Genomic DNA, 17,902 nt, shown 5'->3' on the forward strand with positions numbered 1-17,902 from the left:
GTGCAGCAATGCATGGAGCTGACCAATACTAATCGGTCGAGGGCTTATCCAATAATTAATTCGCAGATTCGTTTCGGATTCAGTTTTCAGGAATCAAGTTCCTGTATGGATTTACATGGCACCAGATCGTTTGGAGAGATACCCAAGTGGCTATAAGGGGACCCTCTGCTAAGGGGTTAGACTGCGTAAGCGGTGCGAGGGTTCGAATCCCTCTCTCTCCGCCATTTCAAATCCATAACCTAATTATTGTGGCGGCGTAGCTCAGCTGGCTAGAGCGTACGGTTCATACCCGTGAGGTCGGGGGTTCGATCCCCTCTGCCGCTACCATATTCCCGGAGGCTTAGCTCAGCTGGGAGAGCATCTGCCTTACAAGCAGAGGGTCGGGGGTTCGATCCCCTCAGCCTCCACCATTTTTACCTTGAAATACATTTAACACTGTGCCGGTGTAGCTCAATTGGTAGAGCAACTGACTTGTAATCAGTAGGTTGGGGGTTCAAGTCCTCTCGCCGGCACCATTCTTTTTACAAATGCGGAACCGTGGTGTAGTTGGCCTAACATGCCTGCCTGTCACGCAGGAGATCGCGGGTTCGAATCCCGTCGGTTCCGCCATTTAAATTTTGGCTTGTTATATGGCTCGGTAGCTCAGTCGGTAGAGCAAAGGACTGAAAATCCTTGTGTCGGGGGTTCGATTCCCTCCCGCGCCACCATAACGTGGAGGCTTAGCGAAGTGGCCAAACGCATCAGACTGTAAATCTGCTCACGTACGTGTTCGGTGGTTCGAATCCATCAGCCTCCACCAGTTTTATGAGCCATTAGCTCAGTTGGTAGAGCACCTGACTTTTAATCAGGGTGTCGAAGGTTCGAGTCCTTCATGGCTCATTCCAAACAGAAAGTCATCATCTCCGGATGGTGGCTTTTTTGTATTTTCAGGAACATTTTCATTTTATTTCAATATCCAGTTTAAAAATTTCTGCTTCGTTTAATTATAAGTTTATAATAACGAACAGAAATGAGGGTATCCCTGTGAGATATGATGCGATTATTGTTGGAGGCGGGTTTGCCGGCCTTCAGGCAGCTATACAATTAGGACGCTACTCTGTGCACCGTGTACTGGTCATTGATGCGGGTGTGGGAAGATCAACACTGTGCCGGAGTTATCATAATATACTTGGATGGCCGGATGGTATATGGGGTGAGGAGCTGCGCCAGAAGGGCCGGCAGCAAGCTCAGACAGCAGGTGTGGAATTTAAGACGGACAGAATCATTACGGCGCAAAAGAGGGATGATCACTTCCTGTTAACAGGACAGCAGGGACAACTGTATGAAGGGACAACCTTGCTGCTTGCAACAGGGGTAATGGACCGTTTCCCGGAACTTCCGGGAATAAAAGCAACCATGGGCAGAACCCTCTACGTATGTCCTGACTGCGACGGCTATGAAATTGAGAACCGGCAGACAGTCCTGCTGGGCTCTGGCGATGCCGGTGCGAATATGGCTTTTGTTTTACGTGAGCGTACCGGGGATCTTACTTATATCAATCATGAACGTGAACCTGTTTCACAGGAAAATATAAACCGTCTCCTTGATGAGGGAATCAGGTACATTGAAAGGGCTGCTGCCGAGGTTGTTCATGAAAATGACGGATATATTAAGCAGGTTATCTTGGAGGATGGGGAAACGGTTCCGGCAGAGCGGGGGTTTATAGCTTTTGGCAAAAATCCCGTTCATTCGGAGCTTGCTGCCCAGTTGGGGGTAACACTCCATAAGAATAAACATGCAGAAGCCAACAAGCGCTCTTTAATGACAAATGTCGAGCATCTTTGGGTAGCCGGTGATCTTGCTGTTCATGCCGAACAGGCTACGGTTGCTATGGGGGAAGGAGCGATTGCGGGGATCTGGATGAATAAAGTGCTTAAAAAGCTTAATCCCCCTAAACTTCCAGTATCCAAACATGCCGTTTACAATACTGAAGGCACTGATTAGAAGAATTCATGTTATATATCAATATCCTTCAGAAGGGCCTTGCCGCATCTTATTGCAAAATATGATAAAATAGGCGAAAAGAGCAAAAGTGGTGGAGCATGGTGACTATGGATAGTGAGGCTTTGCGTCAAAGGTTGGAGCAGCTCACGGGAAAAAGAACCGGAATCAAACAGCTCGGGAGGCAGCATTCGGCTTCCCTTTTTGGTGCAGGTACAGAACAGCAGGACCAGCCGGTAACGCATGAAGGACATCTATGGGTTCCTTTATATGAGAATGAGGGCCGGTTCACCGCACTCTGGGTCGAGATGGAGGGCCTGTCCCCGCTGGAGCTGCAATTGGTCAATTATGCGGCTCGTAATTATGCTGTTGCCCTCAAGGCCACAGGCATAAAGGAAGAGGGCGAGGTGGAGGCGCGTCAGCTCAGCGTCTGGCTTAACTCCCAGCTGGAGCAGGAAAAGATTGATGCAGAAATACCTGATGATATGACACTTAAAGGCCGTTTATTCGGAGATATGATTCCTTTTCTGCTGGTCAGTGAAAATGTGCATAACCCGCAGATGACCTACCGTACTTTAATGAAGCTGCTGCGCAATTATTTCGAGAATGAAATTCTGCTTATCCCCCTGCAGGAGAAGGAATGGCTAATTTTGGCCCGTAAGGAACTGCTCACCGGCGGAGATGATAAGGAAGACGAGGAAGAAAGTGAAGATGAGCTCCTGGCTCAAACTTGCATGGGACTGCATGAGCTGATTGCCAGTGAGTGGGTGGGGGTATTTCATCTGGCTGTGGCCCCGGCAATTATCCCGGTAAAAGGCCTGACAGGCTCAGTGGCTCTTCTGCGTGAGACTATAGTGCTTGGCCGGATCTTTCAGGTCGGTGATTATATCCATCTGCCGTGGGAGCTGCACATGGAGCGCTTGATTAACAGTATTCCCGATAGCCGGCGGCGGCAGCTGCTTGGACAGATCGGCGATTACTCTTCCGTGCTGGCTGACAAGGAGATGCTGCTTACACTGGAGACGTTCTTTGAAATGGACTGCAATGTAAGTGAGACGGCCAAGAAGCTATACATCCACCGCAACACACTGCTGTACAGGCTGGATAAGATCAAGCAGGAAACGGGAGCCGATGTACGGAGCTTCGGAGATGCGGCTATTGTGAAGTTAGCCATGTTATTGTATAAAGTGACGAAAAGAAAATAGGTTTTTTGTGAACGTTACAAATAGCCAGTTCTGCACGTCTGGGGTAAGATAAATGTACAAGAAAGCGATTTATTTTTATCCTAATTAATTAACTCGAGGGGGAAATACAATGGCAGGCGTACGTTTAGAGCACATTTTCAAAAAATACCCGGGTTCCGATAAAGCAACAGTAATGGATATCAATCTTGATATTAAAGATAAGGAATTTCTCGTACTGGTTGGTCCTTCCGGTTGCGGTAAATCCACAACACTGCGTATGATCGCAGGTCTGGAAGAAATCTCTGAAGGAAAAATGTACATTGGCGACCGTGTAGTTAATGACGTTGCTCCTAAAGACCGCGACATCGCGATGGTATTCCAATCCTACGCTTTGTATCCGCACATGAGCGTATATCAGAACATGGCATTCGGTCTGAAACTGCGTAAAGTGAAGAAAGAAGAAATCGACAAGAAAGTACGCGAAGCTGCGAAGATCCTCGATATCGAGCACTTGCTGGAACGTAAACCTAAGGCTCTGTCCGGTGGTCAACGTCAACGTGTCGCTCTGGGCCGTGCGATCGTCCGCGATCCGCAAGTCTTCCTGATGGATGAGCCGCTCTCCAACTTGGATGCTAAACTCCGTGGTCAGATGCGTGCCGAAATCACCAAGCTGGTTAAACGTCTTGAAACCACTTGTATCTACGTAACGCATGACCAGACAGAAGCTATGACAATGGGTGACCGTATCGTAGTTATGTACGACGGTATCATTCAACAGGCTGCTTCCCCTGAAGAGCTGTACAATGAGCCTACTAACCTGTTCGTAGCCGGATTCATCGGATCCCCTACAATGAACTTTATCAATGGTACCCTGAGCGATGTTAACGGTGCAGTTCGCTTCCGCGCTGAAAACCTGGATGTTGAAGTTCCAGGCGGCAAAGCAACAATCCTGCGCAGCAAAGGATACATCGGTAAAGAAGTTATCCTTGGTCTTCGTCCGGAAGATATCCATGAAGAGCCAGTATTCCTGGAAGCTTCCCCTAACACAATCTTCTCTTCCCTGGTAGACGTTACAGAAAACCTTGGTCACGAAATGCTCCTCTACTTGAGCGGCGTGGGCACAGGAACTGTAATCGCCCGTGTAGACGGACGTTCTACTACCCGTGAAGGCAGCAAGCCAAAATTGGCAATCGATATGAACAAAGTTCATATCTTCGATAAAGAATCCGAACTGAACGTATTGCTGGGCTAAGATAGCAGTATCTTCCCTGCTTGAGAGAGGCCGCCTGAAAGGGCGGCCTTTTTGATATGTTGGCCCCGGCGGGAATAAGCAGAGAGACAGGCATTAAGATTGCATTCATAGACATTATCCATTAAGATAGCAGGAGAATTACCTACGGTTGGGTTTATAAGAATAGCTATCCAGACGCGGACAGCGGACTTACCGCAGGCGACGAAAGGAAGAACATACATGGCTAAGAAGGTAAAAGTATCTGAATTGGTACAGCATTTTCAATTAGAAGTGGTTTCCGGGCATGAAGGTCTCAAAAGACCGATAACAGTGGATGACCTCAACCGTCCGGGGCTGGAAATGGCCGGTTATTTCGAATATTACCCTGAAGAGCGCGTGCAGCTGCTCGGCAAAACAGAGCTGGCGTTCTTCTCCATGCTCTCCGAGGAAGAGCGTAAGAGCCGCATCGAGGGAATTTGCACTGACAATACGCCATGTATTGTAATTACAAGAGCACTGGATGTACCGCAGGAGCTGATTGACACCAGTAATGAGAAGGGACTTCCGGTTCTGCGCAGCTCGATGGCGACAACGATTTTTTCCAGCCGCCTGACCAGCTTCCTGGAAGGCAGACTGGCGCCTACTGCAACCATTCATGGCGTTCTAGTCGATGTTAACGGTGTGGGGATGCTGATTACAGGCAGCAGCGGTATCGGTAAAAGTGAAACGGCTCTTGAGCTGGTTAAACGCGGACACCGCCTGATTGCCGATGATGCAGTGGAAATCCGCCAAACCTCGGATAATCAGCTGCATGGAACCGCGCCTGAGCTGATCCGCCATCTGCTGGAAATCCGCGGAGTCGGGATTATTAATGTAATGACTTTGTTTGGTGCAGGTGCCATCCGTAATCATAAACGGATAACGCTTGTTGTACGTCTTGAAGCATGGCAGCAGGACAAACAATATGACCGGCTGGGACTGGACGAGGAGACCACACGGATTATAGATACGGATGTTACGCTTGTAACCATTCCGGTACGTCCGGGACGAAATCTTGCCGTTATTATTGAGGTTGCGGCCATGAACTACCGTCTGAAGCAAATGGGCTTTAACGCAGCTCTTCAGTTTACCAATAAACTTACAGCCACCATCTCTGAGGACATGGATGATCTGGACTAGGAGGAGTGTGTGAACATGTTTTTCTCATTGGCGATTAATCCCATTGTTTTCTCCATCGGGTCGCTTCCGGTACACTGGTACGGCCTGATCCTCGGGACCGGGGCGCTTGTAGGCCTGTTTTTGGCCATCCGGGAGGGTAAACGGTTTAATATTCCGCAGGAATTTTTCATGGATCTGCTGCTGCTGGGTGTGCCTTCGGCCATTATCGGTGCGCGGATTTACTTCGTTGCCTTCATGTGGGACGATTACAAGGACAACCTGATTGATATATTTAAAATCTGGAACGGCGGTATTGCCATATACGGCGCCTTAATCGGGGCTATTATCTGCGGCATTATCTATTTCCGCTACAAAGGGTACCCGTTCTGGCGAATTGTGGATATATGTGCACCGAGTCTGCTAGCCGGACAAATGATTGGCCGCTGGGGTAACTTTGTTAATCAGGAAGCCTATGGCGGTCCTATCGAAGAATCTTTCCTGCGTGACAAGCTGCATCTGCCGGACTTCATTGTTAATCAAATGTACATAGGTGATGCGTTTCACCATCCGACGTTTTTGTATGAGTCACTGTGGAGTCTGCTGGGGATTGCGCTGCTGATGGTACTGCGCCGCCAGAAATTCGTACGGGCCGGTGAAATCTTCCTGTCCTACTTCATCTGGTACTCCATTGGACGCTTCTTCATTGAAGCGCTGCGTACCGACAGTCTGGGCTTCAACGGAAGCAGCGGTGTAGCTTCACTGATTGACGGGCTCTGGAGCCCGATGAAATGGCTGGGCTTTGAACAGGGCTATTTCGATCCGGCATACGGGAACATCCGTATCTCTCAGCTGCTTGCCCTGCTGATTATCATCGCGGCGATTATCATTATTGTCGTACGCAGAGTGACCGGCCAGGCGAATGCTTATTATTCTGACCCTATTGTCAGCACAAAGGCTGCAGCCAGTGAACCGGTTGTGCCGGAGCATGCCGCGGTTACTCCGCAGAAAGCCCCGCAGGATGTACAGTCTGAAGCAGACAAAGCGGAGAATGAGCAACGTAAGGAGTAAATATTGAAATGATAGAATATGTGTTGTTCGATCTGGATGGAACCATTGTTAATACTAACGAGCTGATCATCAACTCATTTATGCATGCGCTCAAGGAGAATAATCTGCCCCCGCTAAGCCGGGAGCAGATTATTCCTCATATGGGGACAACGCTGCAGCAGCAGATAAGCACCTTCTCCGGGCTGGCGGATACAAGTGCACTGGAGAAGTCATACCGTGCGTATAACAACAATCATCATGATGAGCTGATTGCTTCTTTTCCCCGTGTAAATGAAACGATGGACGAGCTGCTGCGGCGCGGGATCAAGCTGGGTATTGTCACTACTAAGATTCGGCCGACTACCCTTAGAGCGCTGGAGATGTTTGATCTGCTCAAGTACATGGAGACCATTGTTACCGTGAATGACGTAGAACACGCCAAGCCACACCCGGAGCCGGTGCTGACAGCACTCCGCAACCTGAATGCAGATCCTAAGCGGACGCTTATGGTCGGGGACAGTGCAGTTGATATCCAATCAGCCCAGGCAGCCGGCGTTCGTGTTGCCGGAGTCTCGTGGTCGCTTAAAGGGGAAGAGACGCTTCGTAAATATCATCCGGATTATATCATTCATGACATGACCGATTTACTGACTATTGTAGAGCAAGGGTGAAATGAACCGTGAGAAAAGTTACCCGTTATCCGGTCGAGGGGCATAACTCGCTCTGGTATATTTACCGTACGGTCAGCCCCTGGAAGGGTGTGCGCAATTTCATCTTTATCCAGATTGCCAGGTACTGTCCGATTCTGCCGGTCAAAAACTGGATTTACCGCAGCATACTCGGCATGAAGGTGGGAAAGCATACGGCGTTCGGCCTTATGGCGATGGTCGATGTGTTTTTTCCGGAGAAGATAACGGTCGGTGAAAATTCAATCATTGGCTACAATACGACGATTCTGGCGCATGAATATCTCATTAAAGAGTATCGTCTGGGTGAAGTCATTATCGGTGAAAATGTACTGATTGGAGCGAACACGACCATTCTGCCGGGTGTTACGATTGGCGACGGGGCCGTTGTTGCCGCAGGCTCGGTAGTACACAAGGACGTGGCGCCCGGCTCCTTTGTCGGCGGTAATCCGCTCCGGGAGCTGCGTCGGCTTCAGCAGGAGCGCTGCAGGAAGAGGAATAAAAGACAGGATCTGAAAATGGCCCTGCAGTTTCAGAATGCGTGTACCGGCGCAGAAGCTGCAGGGTTATTTTAATGTATATTGGCCTGCAGCTTAAATTTCCTTATTTTTTAGGTAACATTCAGAAAGCTTTAAGTGCCCCCGCAGCGGAAGAAGCGGTATACTTGTACTTAGAGTTATGTGTAGCTGACACAAGAACGCTGCAGAATACACATCAGAATGAATAAACAGCATAGGAAGGCTTCCTGATGGGTTCAGTCATCATGTTCCGCTCGCTTGGCGTCTATATGAACAGCCATTATAAGCAGAGAAGAGGATAATTATCATGAATGAAGCCAGACAGGAAAGACTGCCGCAGCTGGATATTTACCGCGCCTTGGCCATTACGGGCGTTTTGCATGTGCATTCTTCTTCTTTTGCCGCCGGGGAGCAGGCGCTGAATTCTCCCTTTTATTACTGGCTTAACTGGATCAATATCTTTTTCAAGTTCGGGACCCCGTCGTTTATTTTTCTCAGCAGCTTTGTGCTGTTCTACAATTATTACAGGCGTCCGGTTACGAAAAGTCTGATCGGCAGCTTTTACCGGCGCAGGCTGAAGTACATTTTGCTGCCCTATCTGCTTGCTTCGACCGGATATTATGCACTGACGCTGTATGTGAACGGGGTACTGATGCAGCAGCCGGCAGAGAACCTGTCCAGCTTTCTGGGGGCGCTTTTCTCAGGATCAGCATATGCGCATTTGTATTTTGTCTTTATCAGTATCCAGTTCTATCTGCTGTTTCCCTTACTATTGAAGCTGCTGCAGAGCTCAGAATTCTGGGTTAAGTGGGCTTTTCCGCTTGGCCTGCTGCTGCAATGGGGATTTATTTTTTGGAATAAAGTTCAGCTTCATATCGTGGAGAAGGGCAGTCTGGCGATTTCTTACCTGGCTTACTATATGCTTGGTGCTTATATTGCCATTCACTTTGAATCGGTGAAGCAATGGCTGATGCCGTCCTGGAGGGGACTTACGGCTCTGCATAAAAGGCTGACAGTGCTGTTGTTTACCGCATGGCTGGCGGCAGCTTTTATTCATGTTCAGTTATGGTATGAAGCCCGCCGCTTCGGCAACTGGACGGATTCGCTGTGGTACGAGCTGCTATGGAATGTGCATACGCTGCTGTCGGCGCTGGTGCTGCTGTACGTAACTTTTTTGCTCTACAGGAAGGCTCCGCGCAGGCTGGTTGCTTTTTTGACAAGGCTGGGGGAGCTGTCGTTCGCAATCTATCTGATTCATCCGCTGCTGCTCGCCGTGTACAGACGGTTCCGCTACGGCATTTCGCCTGATTCATTGCTCTATGTAGGGTTTATCTATGGCGGACTTCTGGTTGCGCTGGCTGGCAGCTGGATTATCGTGCAGTTTGCTTTTCGCAGATTTCCGCTCGGCTGGATTGCTTTTGGCAATGTGCCGCGTTCGCTGTCCCCTGAAGCTAAGGTGAGACAGACGGGAAGCGGGCAGGTGCGCTCTGAGATGAAAGAGAATCATGGGCTATAAAAGGGACTAATTATAAGCTGGGTTATGAGCATCAGAGATGCGGAGCTTAACAGGAGGAAGGGTAATGGGACAAAAGGAAAGAATTCCGCAGCTGGATATTTTCCGGGCAATTGCAATTTTTGCGGTACTGGCGATTCACGCCACTTCACGGACATTATCGGAGACACTGGGCACAGGTATGTTTCATCCGTTTTTGTTCGTCAATAAATTCAGCCAGTTTGCGGTGCCGTCTTTTGTATTTTTAAGCGGATTTGTACTGTTTTATAACTATATCGACCGTCCGCTCAGCGGGAAGACACTGGGCAAATTTTATAGCCGGCGGCTGATCTATATTATTGTGCCTTATTTTGTTTTTTCAGTACTGTATTTCATCCTGAAAATGACTGCCGGGCATACCTGGAACATGCCGCTGGAGGACATGGCAGCCAAGCTGTGGAAATACCTCTGGACGGGGACAGCCTACACCCATCTGTACTACATCATTATTATTATCCAGTTCTACGTGCTGTTTCCGCTTATGCTGTGGTGCCTGCAAAAAGTCCGTAAGCTTGCAGCCTGGGCACCGGTCATCGGGCTTGCCCTTCAATGGGGCTTCGTGCTGCTGAACAAATATATGACGAACAACGGATACTGGCAGCTGTCCAAGGGCAGCCTCTCGATAACCTATTTCTCCTATTTCCTGCTGGGAGCGGCGGTTGCCGTGTACTACAGCTCTTTAAAAAAATGGCTGATTCCATCCCGTGAGGGCTGGAAATCCGGCAGAGGCGGGGCCTGGATCGCACTGTGGCTGTTATGGGCGGCGGCTGGCGTTATCCATGTGCAGCTGTGGTTCAACAACTACACCAAGAAAACAGTGATTAACAGCCTATGGTACGAGGGCTTTTCTAACCTTCATGCGCTGCTGTCCTGTCTGATGCTGCTGCAGCTGTCTTTCCTGCTGTATGGAGCGGGCCGCAGTCTGCTGACGCGTATGCTGATCTCGGTGGGCGCGTGCTCGTTCGGTATTTATCTCGTGCATCCGGCGGTTCTATTTATTTACCGGAAAATCCCGTTCCACGGCGGTTCACTGGCCTATACGGCGGCTATCGCCGGGGGCTTCCTGGCTGCACTCCTGCTCTCCTGGCTGGTCGTGGCTGTAGCCTTCCGTTATATTAAGCCGGCCTGGGTGATCTTCGGCTCCGCGCCGCAGAAACCGAAATCCAAAGCAGCCGTTTAAACCTAAATAAAGCGCGGCATGGTCTGTGTGATGCAGACTATGCCGGCGCTTTTCATTATGAAAGGGCAGCCGCCTATTCTCCGGCCTGTTCCCGCTGGAACTGGGCTATAGATTCATACTGGCTCTCCAGGCTGCGGAAGACAGAGATAAAGATAGGCAGCAGCTGCTTATAGACCTTGGCATGTGCTTCTACCGGTTGATGGTGGTAAGTGGAGCCGATCATGTCAAATACAATATCGAGCGATGCGGCCCGCCCGGTGGCATACAGCCCCAGCACGACGGCTCCGAGACAGGAGCTCTCAATACTCTCCGGTATGATGACCTCCTGATCGAAAATATCGGCCATCATTTGCCGCCAGAGGGCGGAGCGGGCAAATCCTCCGGTAGCGAGAATCCGGCTTGGGCGGCCAATGCGCTCCTCCATAGCCAGGAGCACAGTGTACATATTAAAGATAACACCCTCCAGCACCGAGCGGATCATATGCTCCTTACGGTGGGTCATGCTCAGCCCGAAGAAGGAGCCGCGTGCATCCGGGTTCCATAGCGGGGCGCGTTCACCGGTCAGATAAGGATGGAACAGCAGCCCGTTGCTGCCGGGAGGTACCTGCTCGGCTATACGCGTCAGTACCTCGTAAGGATCAATACCGAGGCGCTTCGCGGTTTCCACTTCCGAGGCGGCGAACTCATCGCGCACCCAGCGGAACAGCATGCCGCCATTGTTCACCGGACCGCCGATCACCCAGTGATTCTCGGTCAGCGCATAGCAGAAAATCCGGCCCTTCGGATCAGTCAGCGGGCGGTCGATTACGGTACGGATGGCGCCGCTCGTACCGATGGTAGCAGCTACTACACCAGGCTCGATTGCGCCTACGCCAAGATTGGACAGTACTCCGTCACTGGCTCCAATAACGAACGGGGTTGAATCAAGTAGTCCAAGCAGCTCTGCAAAGCCGGGAAGCAGTCCCTGGATTACCCGGGTAGTCGGTACAGGCTCAGACAGCCGGTCAGCGGTTATTCCGGCAATACGCAGTGCCTCCGGGTCCCAGTCGAGGCTCTCCAGATTGAACATACCTGTGCAGGAAGCAATGGAATGATCGACAACATATTTACCAAACAGCTTGGCGAAGACATATTCCTTAATGGATATGAATTTATAGGTCTGCTTGAACAGCTCCGGCTGCTCCTCACCCAGCCACATCAGTTTGGTAATAGGTGACATGGGGTGAACCGGTGTGCCTGTGCGCAGATACAGCTCATGTCCGTTCAGCTCATTTTTGAGACGGGCAGCAGCAGTGCTGCTCCGGTTATCGGCCCAGGTGATGCAGGCGGTAAGGGGCTTGCCGGCAGAATCAACAGCGATTACGCTGTGCATCGCGGAGCTGAAGGAGAGAAACAGCAGCTCGTCCGGGCGGATTGCGCTTTGCTGCATCACGGCTGCTATCGTATGAAGAACAGCGTCCAGAATCTGATCCGGGTCCTGCTCCGCAACGGAAGGGGACGGCTGATGCAGCGGGTAGCCTTCACTCGCCTGGGTTACGATGCTCCCATCCTCCCTGAAGAGGACGGACTTGGTGCTTGTAGTTCCAATATCAACGCCGATCATATACGATGGATTCAAGTTCACAGTCCTTCTTTCTGCTTGAGAATAGATACTTGGAACGCTGAATGCGAAAAAATGCAGTAGAATTATATTAGTTCATTATAGTATCCGCAGAGCACAGTGGCAAAGATATGAAGTATTAAGTTGGGTAAGTAAAAAGAGGGGCCGGGAGGACAGGTGTTATCCGCGTAAAGGTAAGGTATTATTGACGTAGGAAGACAGTCCATGATACGATGTTCCCACCACTTTACTTTACTACCACTTTACCATAGTAAAGCGAATTACATATATTTTTATGAACTCTGACGAGGTGACTAATGAAGATGTCCAAGCCGAAGGGATTCGAAAAACCGGCAGGTGTGCGCGATTATCTGCCGCGTGCAGTCAAGAAGCTGCGCAAGATTGAACACGATGTGCTGCACTGTATGAGCCGCTGGGGATATCAGCAGATGATAACCCCTACACTTGAATATTACGATACGGTTGGTGTGGCCAGCTCCACATCCGACCAGAAACTTTATAAACTGCTGAACAACCGGGGGCAGGCGCTGGTGCTCCGCTCGGAAATGACAGCTCCGGTAGCGCGGGTGGTATCCTCCCTGCTCAAGGATGAGCCGCTTCCGCTGCGCCTGTCTTACCATGCCAATGTCTTCCGGGCTATTGAGGAGGAGGCGGGACGGGAGGCGGAATTCTTCCAGACCGGCGTGGAGCTGGTCGGTGATGATTCCCCTGAGGCGGATGCCGAGGTTGTTGCGCTGGCGATCGCCTCGCTGCAGGCAGCCGGCGTGAAGTCCTTCAAGATTGCCATGGGCCATGTGGGCTTCCTTGACGGCTTGTTCCAGGAAGCAGTACCGAACCTGCCGGAAGCGCAGGAGGAGCTCAAGAGCCATTTGCTCGGCCGCGACTATGTAGCCTTCAGGGATACGCTGCGGCGGCTAGACCTGACGGATGCCCAGAAGAATGAGCTGTACGGGCTGCTGCGCCTGCGCGGCGGCAAGGAAATCTGCGGGCAGGCGCTGGAGCTCAGCAGCCACCCGCTGGCCCGGGCCTCCATCGAGCATCTGTGCAAGGTGTGGGAGGTGCTTGTATCCTACGGGGTATCAGAGCATGTGCTGATTGACCTGACTATGATCGGTGATTTCTCCTATTATACCGGTATGACCTTTGAGGGCTATGCCTCTGAGCTCGGCTTCCCCGTATGCAGCGGAGGCCGGTATGACAACCTGCTGCAGCAGTTCGGCCGGGCGGTTCCGTCAACAGGCTTCTCCCTGAAGACGAACCGGATTCTGGACGGAGTGACCGGTATGCCGGAGGAAGAGGAGCTGCCTGTGCTGATCCAGTATGACGCGCAGCGGCGGTCAGAAGGACTTGCTGAAGCCGCAAGGCTGCGGTCTGAGGGGCATATGGTTGTGACCAGACTTGCCGCAGGTCCGGAGGATCTGAAGACTGTTAAGCGGCTTGACCCGGCGCGGGTTCTGGCGGATGGCGGACAATACGGTGAGATTTATACCTTCGTGTCTTTTGTAAGCGAGCATGGCTGAGCAGAAGAGGAACGGATGAGATAATAGAGCAGTAAGAAGAGTGATAAGAAACGGAGGCAAGTGACATGGGGCAGATACTGAAGGTAGCCATGCCGAAAGGCCGGATTTACAATAAAGCGGCGGAAATGTTCCGCCAGGCGGGCCTGCCGATTCCCCCGGACGGGGAGGAGTCGCGCAAGCTGGTCATTTCATTGCCTGAAGCAGGAATGGAATTTATTCTGGCCAAGCCGGTTGATGTGCCTACCTATGTGGAATATGGCGTAGCGGATATCGGAATCGTCGGAAAGGATGTCCTGCTGGAAGAGGAGCGCGATGTGTATGAGCTGCTTGATCTGGGCATTGCGCGCTGCCGGATGTCGATTATCGGCCTGCCCAACTGGCAGCCGGGCATTCAGCAGCGGGTAGCCACCAAATATCCGAATGTCGCTTCGCGTTATTTCCGGGAGCAGGGCCAGCAGGTAGAGGTTGTGAAGCTTAACGGCTCCATCGAGCTTGCGCCGCTGATCGGTCTGGCAGACCGCATCGTCGATATGGTGGAGACGGGCCAGACACTGAAGGATAACGGATTGGTCGAGATGAAGAGCATCTTCGAAATTACGAGCCGCCTAGTGGCTAACCGGGTAAGCTACCGGATGAAAAATAATGAGATTCAGCAGCTGTGCGACCGTCTGCAGGCCGTGATCGGCGAGCCGGGGTTACAGCTGAAATAATAACGGGAAGCTGAAGCAACGGCGTGTCTCACGAAGACGTATGGGCATGCGAATGATAAATAGAAGACATTGGGACACAGGAACAAAGCTTTACATGTGCAAAAGGGGGAAGCGGCGGTGAAGGTGAAGTCGAGCAAGGATTTTAAGCTGCAGCGGGATGTGGAGTACGGAACACCGGAGCAGAACGAGACCGTGAAGCAAATCGTAGCTACTATAAAAAAAGAAGGCGATGCCGCATTGCTTCGCTATACGGAGCAATTTGACCGCACGGTGCTGACGGCACCGGAGCTGCGGGTGACACCCGAGGAGCTTCAGGCTGCGTACAGCCAGGTGGAGGATTCATTCGTTACCGCGATCCGCGCCGCTGCGGTGAATATCCGGGCGTTCCACGCCCGCCAGAAGCGCAGCTCCTGGATGGATCTGCAGCCGGACGGCACGATCCTCGGCCAGATCATCCGCCCGCTGAAGCGGGTGGGCGTCTATGTTCCCGGAGGCACGGCGGCTTATCCGTCGTCCGTGCTGATGAACGTCATTCCGGCACAGATAGCCGGTGTGCCGGAGATCGTTATGGTCACCCCGCCGGCCACGGGCGGCAAGGCGGGGATTGACCCTTACATTCTCGTTGCCGCCGCTGAAGCGGGCGTAAACGAGATTTACCGGGTAGGCGGCGCTCAGGCGGTCGCCGCCCTGGCCTTCGGCACAGAATCAATTGTGCCGTCGATAAGATCTGCGGGCCGGGCAACATCTATGTTGCCCTCGCCAAACGCGAGGTCTACGGCGCTGTCGATATCGACAGCATCGCCGGACCGAGTGAAATCGTCGTGCTCGCCGACGATACCGCCGAGCCGGCCTACGTCGCGGCCGATCTGCTCTCCCAGGCCGAGCATGACACAATGGCCTCGGCCATTCTGGTGACGCCATCGCAGAGCCTGGCGGACAGTGTTGCTGCCGAGGTGGAGCGCAGCTTAAGGAGCTGCCGCGCGAGGCAGTGGCGCGCGCCTCCGTCGAGAACCACGGCGCGATTATCGTCGTGGACTCGATGCAGGAAGGCATTGACGTGGTCAACGGCTGGCGCCGGAGCACCTGGAGGTTGTGGCAGCAGATCCGATGGGCCTGCTGGGCAGCATCGAGAATGCCGGAGCGATTTTCCTCGGACCGTACAGCTCGGAGCCGGTAGGGGATTATTTTGCCGGACCGAATCACATTATACCGACTAACGGTACGGCACGGTTTGCTTCGCCGGTTGATGTGGACGATTTTATTAAAAAATCAAGCCTGATCTACTATAGCAAGGAAGCGCTCCTGCGTGACGGGGAGACGATTATGGAGCTGGCCAGACGAGAAGGTCTGGAGGGCCATGCAAGGGCGATACAAATCAGACTGGAGAACGAAGCGAAGGGTGGAGCAGAAGATGGAGAATAATAATAATGAGCTGGCGGAACGCAAGGCCGGTCTTAGCCGCACAACAAATGAAACGGACATTACCCTGTCGCTCGGCGTTGACGGCAGCGGTGTTGCCGAGCTGGAAACGGATGTGCCTTTTCTGAATCATATGCTGGATCTGTTCGCCAAGCACGGCCAGTTCGACCTGTCTGTGCAGGCCCGCGGAGATATTGATATTGATGACCACCATACTGTCGAGGATATCGGCATTTGTCTGGGACAGGCGCTGCGTGAAGCGCTGGGCGATAAAAAAGGAATCAAACGTTACGCCAGCGTATTTGTTCCGATGGATGAGGCACTGGCGCAGGTTGTGATCGATATCAGTAACCGTCCGCATTTCGAGTACCGGGCGGAATATCCGTCACAGCAGGTAGGCAGCTTCTCTACGGAGCTTGTACATGAGTTTCTCTGGAAGTTCGCGCTGGAGGCACGGATTACGCTGCACGTCATTGTGCACTACGGCTCCAATACCCACCACATGATTGAGGCGGTATTCAAAGCGCTGGGCCGGGCGCTGGATGAGGCGACACTGATCGATCCGCGAGTAAAGGGTGTGCCTTCTACGAAGGGAGTGCTGTAGCATGACCGTTGCAATCGTCGATTACGGCATGGGCAACCTGCACAGTGTCAGCAAAGCTGTAGAACGCCTGGGCTACGAAAGTCTGGTGACAGGCAAGGCTGAAGAGATTTTTGCAGCGGACAGCGTTATTTTGCCGGGAGTCGGTGCGTTTGGCGATGCGATGGAGCAGCTGCGCGCAAGCGGTCTCGACGGGATTGTGAAGCAGGCTGCCGCCGGCGGCCAGCCGGTGCTGGGCATCTGCCTGGGCATGCAGCTGCTGTTCAGCAGCAGCGAGGAGCACGGAGAGCATACCGGACTGGATATGCTTCCCGGGGCAGTCGTCCGGTTTGCCGCACGGGAAGGCTACAAGGTGCCGCATATGGGCTGGAACCGCTTAAGCTTCCGCCAGCCGCAGAGTCCGCTGCTTGAGGGGCTTGAAGAAGGGCATGTGTATTTTGTCCACTCCTATCATGCACAGGTGGAGCAGGAAAGTAACCTGATTGCTGTCACAGATTACGGGCATCCGGTAACGGCAGTAGTCGGACGGGATAACGTGTATGGCATGCAGTTTCACCCGGAGAAAAGCGGGAAACTGGGCATGAAGCTGCTGGGGAATTTTTTGCAGATTAAGAACGGGCAGAAGCGGGCGTAAGCACGCTATCAATCTATTATAGGGAAAGCAGGGGCGCCAGATGTCTTCTTTTATCGTGTATCCGGCAATTGATATCCGGGATGGAAAGTGTGTAAGACTGCAGCAGGGGGATTATGCCCAGGAGACGATTTACAACGACAGTCCGGTTGAGGTGGCAAAATCGTGGGAAGAGCAAGGCGGGAAATTCATCCACCTCGTCGATCTGGACGGTGCCAAAGCAGGCCATCCGGTAAATGATGTTATCATCGGCGCTATCGCAAAAAACGCCAATGTTCCTGTACAGGTCGGCGGCGGACTGCGCTCGCTGGCTGATGTAGAGAAGCTGCTCGGGCTCGGCGTCAGCCGGGTGATTATCGGAACAGCGGCCATCAACGACCATGCTTTCACAGAAGCGGTACTGGCTAAATACGGTGACAAAGTGGCGATTGGCATTGATGCGCGGAACGGCTACGTGGCAACCCACGGCTGGCTTAACACTTCGGAAGTGCGTGCCGAGGATCTGGCAAAGGAGCTCGCGGCTAAAGGAGCGGAAACGTTCATCTACACCGACATCTCCCGTGACGGAATGATGCAGGGCCCGAACATTGAAGGCATCCTCTCTATGGCAGCCGCCAGCGGACGGACCGTTATCGCCTCCGGAGGCGTCACCAGCCTGGATGACTTGCTGCGCCTTAACGTACATAGCGGCAGCGGAATCGGCGGGGCCATCGTCGGCAAGGCGCTGTACACCGGCAATATTAATTTGACCGAAGCGCTTTCGGCGCTTGGGCAGAAATAGAAGCAAGTAGAATTTAAAGGGTTTTGCAGTTTTGCAGTTTTGCACTTTTGCAGGTTTGCAGTTTTGTTTTTGCAGTTTTGCAG

The 17,902-nt window shown here is 52.2% G+C and carries 15 protein-coding genes, 8 tRNA genes and 1 pseudogene; 23 read left to right on the plus strand and 1 reads right to left on the minus strand.

Features of this window, described 5'->3' with window-relative positions; translation table 11 throughout:
• Window positions 1-132: 132 nt before the first annotated feature.
• From AWJ19_RS03570 to AWJ19_RS03650, 17 genes are all read left to right on the plus strand, one after another.
• A tRNA-Ser gene (locus AWJ19_RS03570) sits at window positions 133-224 on the plus strand.
• Between the two features lie 26 nt (window positions 225-250).
• Window positions 251-327 (plus strand) — tRNA-Met (locus AWJ19_RS03575).
• Window positions 328-334: 7 nt separating this feature from the next.
• Window positions 335-410: transfer RNA gene (locus tag AWJ19_RS03580), tRNA-Val, on the plus strand.
• A 29-nt stretch (window positions 411-439) separates the two neighbouring features.
• Window positions 440-515, plus strand: a tRNA-Thr gene (locus tag AWJ19_RS03585).
• Between the two features lie 16 nt (window positions 516-531).
• Window positions 532-609, plus strand: a tRNA-Asp gene (locus AWJ19_RS03590).
• 22 nt (window positions 610-631) lie between these two features.
• A tRNA-Phe gene (locus AWJ19_RS03595) sits at window positions 632-707 on the plus strand.
• Between the two features lie 6 nt (window positions 708-713).
• Window positions 714-799, plus strand: a tRNA-Tyr gene (locus AWJ19_RS03600).
• Window positions 800-806: 7 nt separating this feature from the next.
• Window positions 807-879 (plus strand) — tRNA-Lys (locus AWJ19_RS03605).
• A 144-nt stretch (window positions 880-1,023) separates the two neighbouring features.
• Entirely contained in the window at window positions 1,024-1,983 is a 960-nt protein-coding gene (locus AWJ19_RS03610; RefSeq protein ID WP_068721647.1) for an NAD(P)/FAD-dependent oxidoreductase, read from the plus strand.
• Between the two features lie 98 nt (window positions 1,984-2,081).
• Entirely contained in the window at window positions 2,082-3,185 is a 1,104-nt protein-coding gene (locus AWJ19_RS03615; protein ID WP_241781582.1) for a helix-turn-helix domain-containing protein, read from the plus strand.
• Between the two features lie 109 nt (window positions 3,186-3,294).
• Entirely contained in the window at window positions 3,295-4,416 is a 1,122-nt protein-coding gene (gene ugpC, locus AWJ19_RS03620; RefSeq protein WP_068721650.1) for a sn-glycerol-3-phosphate ABC transporter ATP-binding protein UgpC, read from the plus strand.
• Window positions 4,417-4,635: 219 nt separating this feature from the next.
• Window positions 4,636-5,574, plus strand: a complete 939-nt coding sequence (gene hprK, locus AWJ19_RS03625) for an HPr(Ser) kinase/phosphatase (protein WP_068721652.1) — start codon at window positions 4,636-4,638, stop codon at window positions 5,572-5,574.
• 15 nt (window positions 5,575-5,589) lie between these two features.
• On the plus strand, window positions 5,590-6,621 hold the full coding sequence (lgt, locus tag AWJ19_RS03630; protein WP_068721654.1) for a prolipoprotein diacylglyceryl transferase: 1,032 nt from the start codon (window positions 5,590-5,592) through the stop codon (window positions 6,619-6,621).
• Window positions 6,622-6,629: 8 nt separating this feature from the next.
• Window positions 6,630-7,271: a pyrophosphatase PpaX gene (ppaX, locus tag AWJ19_RS03635; protein WP_068721656.1), complete on the plus strand. Its 642-nt coding sequence runs from the start codon at window positions 6,630-6,632 to the stop codon at window positions 7,269-7,271.
• A gap of 8 nt (window positions 7,272-7,279) precedes the next feature.
• Complete coding sequence (locus tag AWJ19_RS03640) at window positions 7,280-7,861, plus strand: acyltransferase (protein WP_241781583.1); 582 nt, start codon at window positions 7,280-7,282, stop codon at window positions 7,859-7,861.
• A gap of 250 nt (window positions 7,862-8,111) precedes the next feature.
• Entirely contained in the window at window positions 8,112-9,320 is a 1,209-nt protein-coding gene (locus AWJ19_RS03645; protein WP_068721658.1) for an acyltransferase, read from the plus strand.
• Window positions 9,321-9,384: 64 nt separating this feature from the next.
• Complete coding sequence (locus AWJ19_RS03650; protein WP_068721659.1) at window positions 9,385-10,536, plus strand: acyltransferase; 1,152 nt, start codon at window positions 9,385-9,387, stop codon at window positions 10,534-10,536.
• A 73-nt stretch (window positions 10,537-10,609) separates the two neighbouring features.
• Here the strand turns inward: AWJ19_RS03650 and gntK are convergent, their stop codons facing one another.
• On the minus strand, window positions 10,610-12,139 hold the full coding sequence (gene gntK, locus AWJ19_RS03655; RefSeq protein WP_068721661.1) for a gluconokinase: 1,530 nt from the start codon (window positions 12,137-12,139) through the stop codon (window positions 10,610-10,612).
• Between the two features lie 320 nt (window positions 12,140-12,459).
• Between gntK and AWJ19_RS03660 the strand changes: the two genes are divergently transcribed.
• From AWJ19_RS03660 to hisA, 6 genes and pseudogenes are all read left to right on the plus strand, one after another.
• On the plus strand, window positions 12,460-13,677 hold the full coding sequence (locus AWJ19_RS03660) for an ATP phosphoribosyltransferase regulatory subunit (RefSeq protein WP_068721663.1): 1,218 nt from the start codon (window positions 12,460-12,462) through the stop codon (window positions 13,675-13,677).
• 65 nt (window positions 13,678-13,742) lie between these two features.
• Window positions 13,743-14,387 (plus strand): ATP phosphoribosyltransferase, encoded by a 645-nt coding sequence (hisG, locus tag AWJ19_RS03665; RefSeq protein ID WP_039869025.1) that lies wholly within the window; start codon window positions 13,743-13,745, stop codon window positions 14,385-14,387.
• A gap of 117 nt (window positions 14,388-14,504) precedes the next feature.
• Window positions 14,505-15,809: pseudogene (gene hisD, locus AWJ19_RS03670) on the plus strand (histidinol dehydrogenase).
• Window positions 15,799-16,410, plus strand: a complete 612-nt coding sequence (hisB, locus tag AWJ19_RS03675) for an imidazoleglycerol-phosphate dehydratase HisB (RefSeq protein ID WP_039869028.1) — start codon at window positions 15,799-15,801, stop codon at window positions 16,408-16,410. The pseudogene hisD and the gene hisB overlap by 11 nt, the downstream one beginning before the upstream one ends.
• Window position 16,411: 1 nt before the next feature.
• A complete protein-coding gene (hisH, locus tag AWJ19_RS03680) occupies window positions 16,412-17,041 on the plus strand; it encodes an imidazole glycerol phosphate synthase subunit HisH (protein ID WP_068721666.1) in 630 nt (209 codons plus the stop codon).
• 40 nt (window positions 17,042-17,081) lie between these two features.
• Complete coding sequence (gene hisA / locus AWJ19_RS03685) at window positions 17,082-17,819, plus strand: 1-(5-phosphoribosyl)-5-[(5-phosphoribosylamino)methylideneamino]imidazole-4-carboxamide isomerase (RefSeq protein ID WP_068721668.1); 738 nt, start codon at window positions 17,082-17,084, stop codon at window positions 17,817-17,819.
• The last annotated feature ends 83 nt before the right edge of the window (window positions 17,820-17,902 follow it).

The organism is Paenibacillus sp. DMB5, from assembly GCF_001517085.1.
Taxonomy (GTDB): domain Bacteria; phylum Bacillota; class Bacilli; order Paenibacillales; family Paenibacillaceae; genus Paenibacillus_AQ.